Source organism: Archangium sp., assembly GCF_036388035.1.
Taxonomy (GTDB): Bacteria; Myxococcota; Myxococcia; order Myxococcales; family Myxococcaceae; genus Archangium.
This window is the reverse complement of record NZ_DASVSO010000341.1, coordinates 1-6,921: the sequence shown is the minus strand read 5'-3', so window position 1 is coordinate 6,921 and position 6,921 is coordinate 1. Positions and strand designations below refer to the sequence as shown.

Below are 6,921 nucleotides of genomic sequence, written 5' to 3'. Positions count from 1 at the left end.
CTCACCCACCTGTCTTTCCCTGCGTCGAGGCTCTCGTGGCCCGCCAGCTCTTGGATGGCCTTGGCGGGAGCCCCGCGCATCGCCAGCCATGAGCAGGTGGTGGCCATCACCATGAGGATCCTCATGAAGCTGGGCTGGACGGTGGTACTGCTGATGATCCTCGCGGGGTGCGGCTCCATCAACGAAGCGAGCGGTTCCCTCGGGACCAGACCCACGCCATCACCCGGCGCCAAGCCCGCCGCGAAGAAGGAGCTGCCGTGGCTGGCGGTGCCGGGCGGGCAGATGAAGACGACCCTCTTCTATGGCCCCTGGCAGTGCCGCCGGGAATTCGTGAACCAGTGCCAGACAGAGTGCGCCGGTGAGGGCTATCCGCTCATGGGCTGCATATGGCTGGCCGATCTCAAGTTCGAGTGGAAGGGACGCCTCGTCCTCTTGCCTGTGGACGTTGATGCCGGTAGCCGCTACGGCATCTATCACTGCTGCTGCAAGTTCCCCACGCGGACGAAGGCGGAGAACGAGGTCGCGCGCCAGGAGTGGAAGAACGCGATGAAGTCCTACCGAAAGAGCTGGAGTGAACGGTTCGGGGAATGGCCCTCGGTGGATGGCGTGTCCTGGCCGGGGCACCACATCCGGGACCTCTGGCACGGCGGCAACCCGGTGGATCCCAACAACGTCTTCCCCGCGCAGCCGGGCGTTCACGAGCTGTACAACAGGGCGTATCCCGCGTGTTACGCCGGCCAGCCACCCTGGAATACCGTGGGACCAGACCTGCCCTACACGGACAACTGACGATGGCCACGCCCATGAGCAGCCTGCTCGAAGAGGTCTCCTGCGACCACTTCCCGTATCCACCCGCTAGGCCCGAGGAGATCGCGGAGTTCGAGCAGCGGGTGGGCTGGCGGCTGGACCCGGACCTCCGGGCCTTCTACATGCACTGCAATGGGGCGGAGTTGATTGAACGGTTGCCGGACACCCCCTACCGCATCCTTCCCCTGTCCAAGATCGTCCGGGCACGGGTGGCCATCTACGGCGAGGATGACGACACGTGGGGTCCCGCCTCCATGTACACCCTCTGTGACGTACAGGACGGGGATTACGTCCTGGTGGATGTGAGCCGCCAGGAGAATGGCCGTTACCTTCTCATGGACGGCTACCATGAGGTGTGGCCGAACCCGGAGTACTGCGGGCCAGTCGCCAGTTCCTTCTCGGAGTTCTTGGAGGCGGCGATGCGCTCTCGACGCCACGTGTACTGGCTGGGGAAGAAGTGACCTCGCTGGCTGCTCGTCTGGTATTGGACGCGTGAGTGAGAGCATCCCCGTGGACCCAAAGTACCCGGATTCACTCGCGATTCCTCGAAAGGCGTGTGCCGTCGCGGGTTGAGGGCACCCCTCGTCCACGGGTTCAAGTCCCGTACTCCTCGCCAAAAAGAAGGGCCCGGAACCGCAAGGTTCCGGGCCCTTTGTCTTTTCCGCGAAACTGGGCGCCCGCCGTGTCCAGCGGGCCGAGTCCGTTCGCCGGAAGCGCGAAGCTCAGGCGGTCTTGCTCGCCCAGCCCGAGCCCACGGAGTTCATGGCGTACTTCAGCTCATCGTCCCCACCGATGTAGATGCAGCGGGGATCCGAGGGCAGCGTGGCGTCCGTGGCAAATCCAGCCAGCGAGTCGTGCACGTAGTCATCGAAGAACGCGATGATCTCTGGATCCAGCTTGCTGCTCTTCTTCTCGTACACGCTGACGTACGCGTCCAGGATGGCTTGGTAGTGGGGCCGCAGCGGATTCTTCCCGTTCTTCGAGATGAACTTGAGGATCTTCGCGTCCGCGAGGAGCTGCTCGTCGTAGATCTCCAGGTTCTCCGCCAGCTCATCGACGGACCCGGGACGGGTGTCGTACCGGGCGCAGGCCTTGCGGTACACGTCCTCCTGGACGAGGGACTGCTGGTAGTACTTCTTCTGCTCCGGCGTCCGCTCCTTGAAGTTTCCCCACTCGTCCATGTCGGGCATGGCGAGCGAGCGAAGCCTCCGGAGCTCCTTGTACTCCTTGTCCCTGTAATTCTTCTGCTCCGTTTCCTGCGTGCTCCACGTCTTCAGGCGGCCCTGGAGCCGGATCTCGTCCGCCGTCTTCTTCCCGGCCTTCCGTGCTTGCTCGTTCAGGGCAATCTGTTGGAAGCGCCACCGGTAGTAGAGCTTCATGTGCGAGAGCATGGCCGTCCCCAGGGACACGCCCCCGTTCCCCGCGGACTTCAGGTAGAGGAAGTAGCGCTTCTCCATCTTCTGGTAGCCGGCCGAGCTGCTCGGGTCGAACGCGAAGTCCTCCTGGAGCGCCACGCTCTTGAAGTCCTTCAGCAGCGGCACGCCGTACTGGAGCGCCTTGGCATACATGTGCCGCAGGGGGATGTGGCTCAGCTGCCCTCCCGGAGCGAGGCCGCGACCGCCTTCTCCCTCGCGGTAGCCACCCCCCACGTCCGAGTGGACGCCCGGGTACACGATCTCCTCGCAGTTGGAGGGGTACCCCTTCCCGTCGAGCACGCTGTCCAGGGGAAAGGCGTTGCGAATCTCATGGGCGGCCACCATGTGGACGCAGCGCTTGGCCATGGGAGGAATGCGCAGGTCGCTTCCCCAGGCCATGTGGCCATCGGCCATGCTCGGGGTGGGATCAGCCCCCGGCTTCGTGCCAGGTGCCAGGACGTAGAGCGAGGCATCCTGGCTGTTGGTGCGGTCCATCAGGGCGAGCCGGACGCTGACCAGGGCGGTGGTGGTGCTGCTGTTCTTGGCGGCCAGGCCAACGGAGGCCACGGTGTCGAACAACCCCATGAAGTTCAGGTTGATGGGGCGCATGCCCGAGGAGAGGTACCACTGCCCCTGCTTGCTCGTGCAGCGCGCGGCAATGCGTCGGGCGAAGGCACGCGCCAGCGCGGCTCCTCGAGAGAAGCCGAACAAGGCCACGTTGATCGTGTCCTTGCTGCCAGCGATGGCGCGGTCGAACGCGGCCATGGCCCATTCCAGGCGCTCCTCGCCCCCTTCGCCGCCGGCGCGCCCCGCCACGGTGTTTCCTTCGTCCTTGACGTCACGGAAGTACGTGCCGACGCCGGGGATGTAGAACCGGTAGATGCCCAGCTTCGGGTCATTGGGGGAGTGGACCAGGTACAGGCGCGCCACATTGCTGTGCTCGCGGTCGCTCAGCTTCGAGTTCTTGGGGAGGTCCGCCTCCAGGTTGTTGCCCGTGCCGTCGAAGAAGAAGGAGAGCCAGCGGCCGCCCCCCGCGGCCGTGGAGGCCGTCTTGGTGCCTTGCACCGCGGGGGTGAAGGGCTTGGCGAGCTGGAGCGTCGGCGTCTGGCTGGGCTTGACGGACGCGGTGGGGCCCTTCTTGGACAGGCTCGCGGAGCGGCGCAGCGCGGCGGCTGGCACCTGAACCCCATTGGCACCGGGATATTTGGAGTTACTCCCCATCTTTGCACCTGGACATGCGTTCGTCGTTGAGGGTGTTACCGGAGGCTTTGCGTTCCTCGGGGTTGTCTCGCTCCAGCTCGAGCTTCAGGGCCGGGTAGTCCGCGGTGAGCTCGGCTTCGATGTGCCCGTCTGGAAAGAAGTGCACGCCCAGGTGGCGGGGGGCAGCGGGCAGCGGCAGGCGGAGCGGCACCTCCTGCTCGCACCAGCGCTTCCGGTCGCGCGTCCAGCTCACGCGCAGGGGGAGGTGGGTGCCTGGAACCCAGCGCATGCAGCACACGCTGCCGCCCCCACCGCTCGTCGTCGAGCTGACGAAGAGATTGCCACCGGACTGCCCGTTGACCTCGAAGGAGTCGATGTAGAGGTCCGTGTAGTTGAAGCCGTTGATCTCGAGCAGGACGGGCTCGGAGTCCGCTGGGGCCACCTTCGGCGCGGGGCTCTCGCCAGGCGGAGCCGAGGCCGGCCGACTGCATGAGGCCGCTCCCCCGAGCACTCCCAGGAGAAGCCAGGGGCGGAGCCATCGCGACACGGCAGGACCGCGAAGGTGAGGCGCTCTGGGGATGGTGTCACGCAAGCTCTACAGGCCCCCGAATGATGGGAACGTCCCTGCTCAGACCGCAGAGTTCACTAGTCTACGATGGGTCGTTCCGCAGGTCACCCGGGGGCAAGACCCGCCGGGCCTCTTCATCGGCATCGAGGGACGGCTCCGCCGGCTTCCAGGTGGGACTGCTGGAGACGCCCTCGTGATTCCTAACTGCCCGGATTCACTGGAGATTTATTGAAAGTCGGTTCCGGGCCCTGCTCCTTTTCCGCCCCTCCTCCCCCGGGCACACCGAAAAGCCGTCGAGTGACGTACACTGCGGGGGCGCTGCCGTGGGAAGCCTCCTCTTCCCGGGCCGAGGAGACACGAGACGATGTTTTCGAGATGGACCGTGGGACGGCAGTTCTTCGTGGGTTTGTTCCTGATCGCGTCGCTGATCGCGCTCTTCATCTTCCTGACCCGCCTGCGGACCCAGGACTTCACGGACGCGTCGACCCTCGTGGAGCGGAGCCACAAGACCCTCAGCGAGATCGAGCGGATCCTCTCCACCGTCAAAGACGTGGACGCGGGGCACCGCGACTATGTCCTCACCGGGAACGAGGCCCACCTCGAGTCCTACCGCCAGGCCACGAGCGGTCTGCCCGCGGAGCTCACCCGCCTGCGCGAGCTCATCTCCGACAACCCCGAGCAGCTCAAGCACCTGGAGGCGCTCAAGGCCCTCATCGACCAGAAGATGGCCAGTCTGAGCGCCAACATCGAGCTGCGCCGCACCCAGGGCTTCGAGGCCGCCATGGCCACCGTCAACTCCGGCGAGGGCGCGCGGCTGATGGACAGCATCCGCACGTTGGTCGCGCAGATGCGCAAGCAGGAGGAGGAGCTGCTCGTGGTGCGCGATGGACTGCAGGAGGAGCACCTGGTCGCCTTCAATCAGTTTTTCTGGATGGACGGCATTGGCATCCTCGTCTTCGTGCTGGGCATCGCCACGTTCATCGGCAAGAACCTGGAGCGGAAGATCCAGACCGCCATCACGCAGGTGCAGGGCTCCTCGGCCGATCTCCACTCGGCGGCCTCGCAGCAGGTCACCGGCGCGCGGGAGCAGGCCTCGGCCACCACGGAGATCTCCACCACCGTCAAGGAGCTGCTGTCCACGTCGCGGCAGATCGCCGGCAGCGCGCAGCAGGTGGCGCGCGTGGCGGATGACACGGCCGGTGCCGCTCGCACGGGCAACGAGACGGTGCAGCGCGCCCAGGAGGCCATCGACGCGGTGAGCCGCCAGGTGGACGCCATCGTCAACCACATGCTGGAGCTGGGCAAGCGCTCGCAGGAGATTGGCGGCATCCTCGACATCATCAACGAGCTGGCCGAGCAGACGAACATCCTCGCCATCAACGCCACCATCGAGAGCGCCGGGGCGGGTGAGCACGGCAAGCGCTTCGCCGTGGTGGCCGAGGAGATCCGCAAGCTGGCGGACCGCGTGGGCGGTGCCACCAAGGACATCCGCGTGCTCATCGATGAGATCCGCGCTGCCTCCAACACCACCATCATGGCCACCGAGGACGGCTCCAAGGCGGTGCAGAGCAGCGCCAACCAGTTCAAGGACGTGGCCGGCAACTTCCGGCGCATCGCGGACCTGGTGCGCTCCAACCTGGACGTGGCGCGGGAGATCGAGCTGAGCACCCAGCAGCAGACGACGGCGGTGGAGCAGGTCAACACCGCCATCCTCGAGGTGGCGCAGACGGCCCGTCAGGCCGAGGTCAGCTCCAGCCAGACGCTGCAGACGGCCAACCAGCTCGCCCAGCTGTCCAAGCAGCTCAACGCCATCCTCGCCTCGCGCGTCGAGTAGGCCCGGGGCGGGGGAGGTGAGGGGGCTGTTCAGTCCTGGAACAGCTCGCCGAGCCCGTGAAGCAGGCCCTCCCCACTTCCCCGCTCACGTCGGTCGAGCAGCCAGGCACGCATGCCCACCTGGCGCGCGCCCTCGACACACTCCGGCCGGTCATCGACGAACAGGCACGCCTCGGGGGAAACGCCGAGGGCGCGCGTGATGGCCCGGTAGGCTTCGGGCGCCGGCTTCGCGGTGCCGATCATGGCCGCCGACAGGGCGACGTCGACCAGCTCCCCAAGGCCCAGCGCCTCCAGGGAGCCCGGCAGATCGAACAGCGTGAAGTTCGACAACACCCCCACCCGGTAGCCGCGGCGCCGCGCCTCCTCGAGCGCCGGACGCGCGTCCGGGAAGGCGCGCAGCGTCCGGCGAGGATTGAAGCGCGAGAGCTGACGCCGGACGTCCTCGCCCAGTCCCTGCTGCCCGCACAGGTGCTCCCAGAAGGCGTCCCAGAAGACGCGCTCGCTCGCGGCGTCGGTGACGGTGACGGCCCGCCCACCCGCGGCCCAGCTCCGCAGGTGGGCTCCGAACTGCTCCAGGCCAAAGGGCAACAGCGGCCCCAGCTCCTGGCGCGTCCGGTCCAGATCGAACTCGGCGAGCACGCCGTCGCGATCGAAGATGACGGCTCCCGTCACGCGGCCTCCTGGGAGATGCCGTCCAGCGCGCGATGGATCTGCTCCTCGGTGACGAGGTTGGCGCCCTTGCAGCGCCGGAGCCGATCCACCCAGGTGAAGGTCATCTCCTGGATGGCCGGGCGGAACTCGGGCGGAGAGGCCGCGACACAGGTGCGGTAGTCCGAGAGCACCTGGGCGGTGGTGCCGCGCACGCCCACCTCGAGGACGGCCTGGCGCACGGGGGCGGCCAGCTTCGCGAGGATGGCGTGTGAGTGCGCCGGCTCCCGGTACACCTCGGCCACCGAGGCGCAGGCCGTGGCCCGGCAGATGTCCCACAGGCCCGACACATCGGCGTGCAGGGACGGGTACTTGTCGAGCGCCAGGAGCAACGGCTTCGTCACGACCCCCATCAGCAGATCGTCATTCTCGCCCTCGGTCCAGCGGTTC

Annotated in this window: 7 protein-coding genes; 3 read left to right on the top strand and 4 right to left on the bottom strand. The window is 66.9% G+C overall.

The annotated features are described in order from the left end of the window. Positions 1 to 111: 111 nt before the first annotated feature. Complete coding sequence (locus VF697_RS14015; RefSeq protein WP_331095151.1) at positions 112 to 789, top strand: hypothetical protein; 678 nt, start codon at positions 112 to 114, stop codon at positions 787 to 789. Between the two features lie 2 nt (positions 790 to 791). Next, a complete protein-coding gene (locus VF697_RS14010) occupies positions 792 to 1,268 on the top strand; it encodes an SMI1/KNR4 family protein (RefSeq protein ID WP_331095149.1) in 477 nt (158 codons plus the stop codon). 261 nt (positions 1,269 to 1,529) lie between these two features. Here the strand turns inward: VF697_RS14010 and VF697_RS14005 are convergent, their stop codons facing one another. Together VF697_RS14005 and VF697_RS14000 are read right to left on the bottom strand one after the other, a co-directional pair. Then, positions 1,530 to 3,401, bottom strand: coding sequence for a phospholipase effector Tle1 domain-containing protein (locus VF697_RS14005; RefSeq protein ID WP_331095147.1), 1,872 nt, complete (start codon positions 3,399 to 3,401; stop codon positions 1,530 to 1,532). 31 nt (positions 3,402 to 3,432) lie between these two features. Beyond that, positions 3,433 to 3,864 (bottom strand): DUF3304 domain-containing protein, encoded by a 432-nt coding sequence (locus VF697_RS14000; protein WP_331095145.1) that lies wholly within the window; start codon positions 3,862 to 3,864, stop codon positions 3,433 to 3,435. 490 nt (positions 3,865 to 4,354) lie between these two features. On the opposite strand from VF697_RS14000, the gene VF697_RS13995 reads away from it, so the two are divergent. Beyond that, positions 4,355 to 5,824: a CHASE3 domain-containing protein gene (locus VF697_RS13995; protein ID WP_331095143.1), complete on the top strand. Its 1,470-nt coding sequence runs from the start codon at positions 4,355 to 4,357 to the stop codon at positions 5,822 to 5,824. Positions 5,825 to 5,853: 29 nt separating this feature from the next. Here the strand turns inward: VF697_RS13995 and VF697_RS13990 are convergent, their stop codons facing one another. Together VF697_RS13990 and VF697_RS13985 are read right to left on the bottom strand one after the other, a co-directional pair. Continuing rightward, positions 5,854 to 6,495 (bottom strand): HAD-IA family hydrolase, encoded by a 642-nt coding sequence (locus VF697_RS13990; protein ID WP_331095141.1) that lies wholly within the window; start codon positions 6,493 to 6,495, stop codon positions 5,854 to 5,856. Continuing rightward, a partial coding sequence (locus VF697_RS13985; RefSeq protein ID WP_331095139.1) for a hypothetical protein occupies positions 6,492 to 6,921 on the bottom strand: 430 nt, incomplete at its 5' end. The genes VF697_RS13990 and VF697_RS13985, both read right to left, overlap by 4 nt.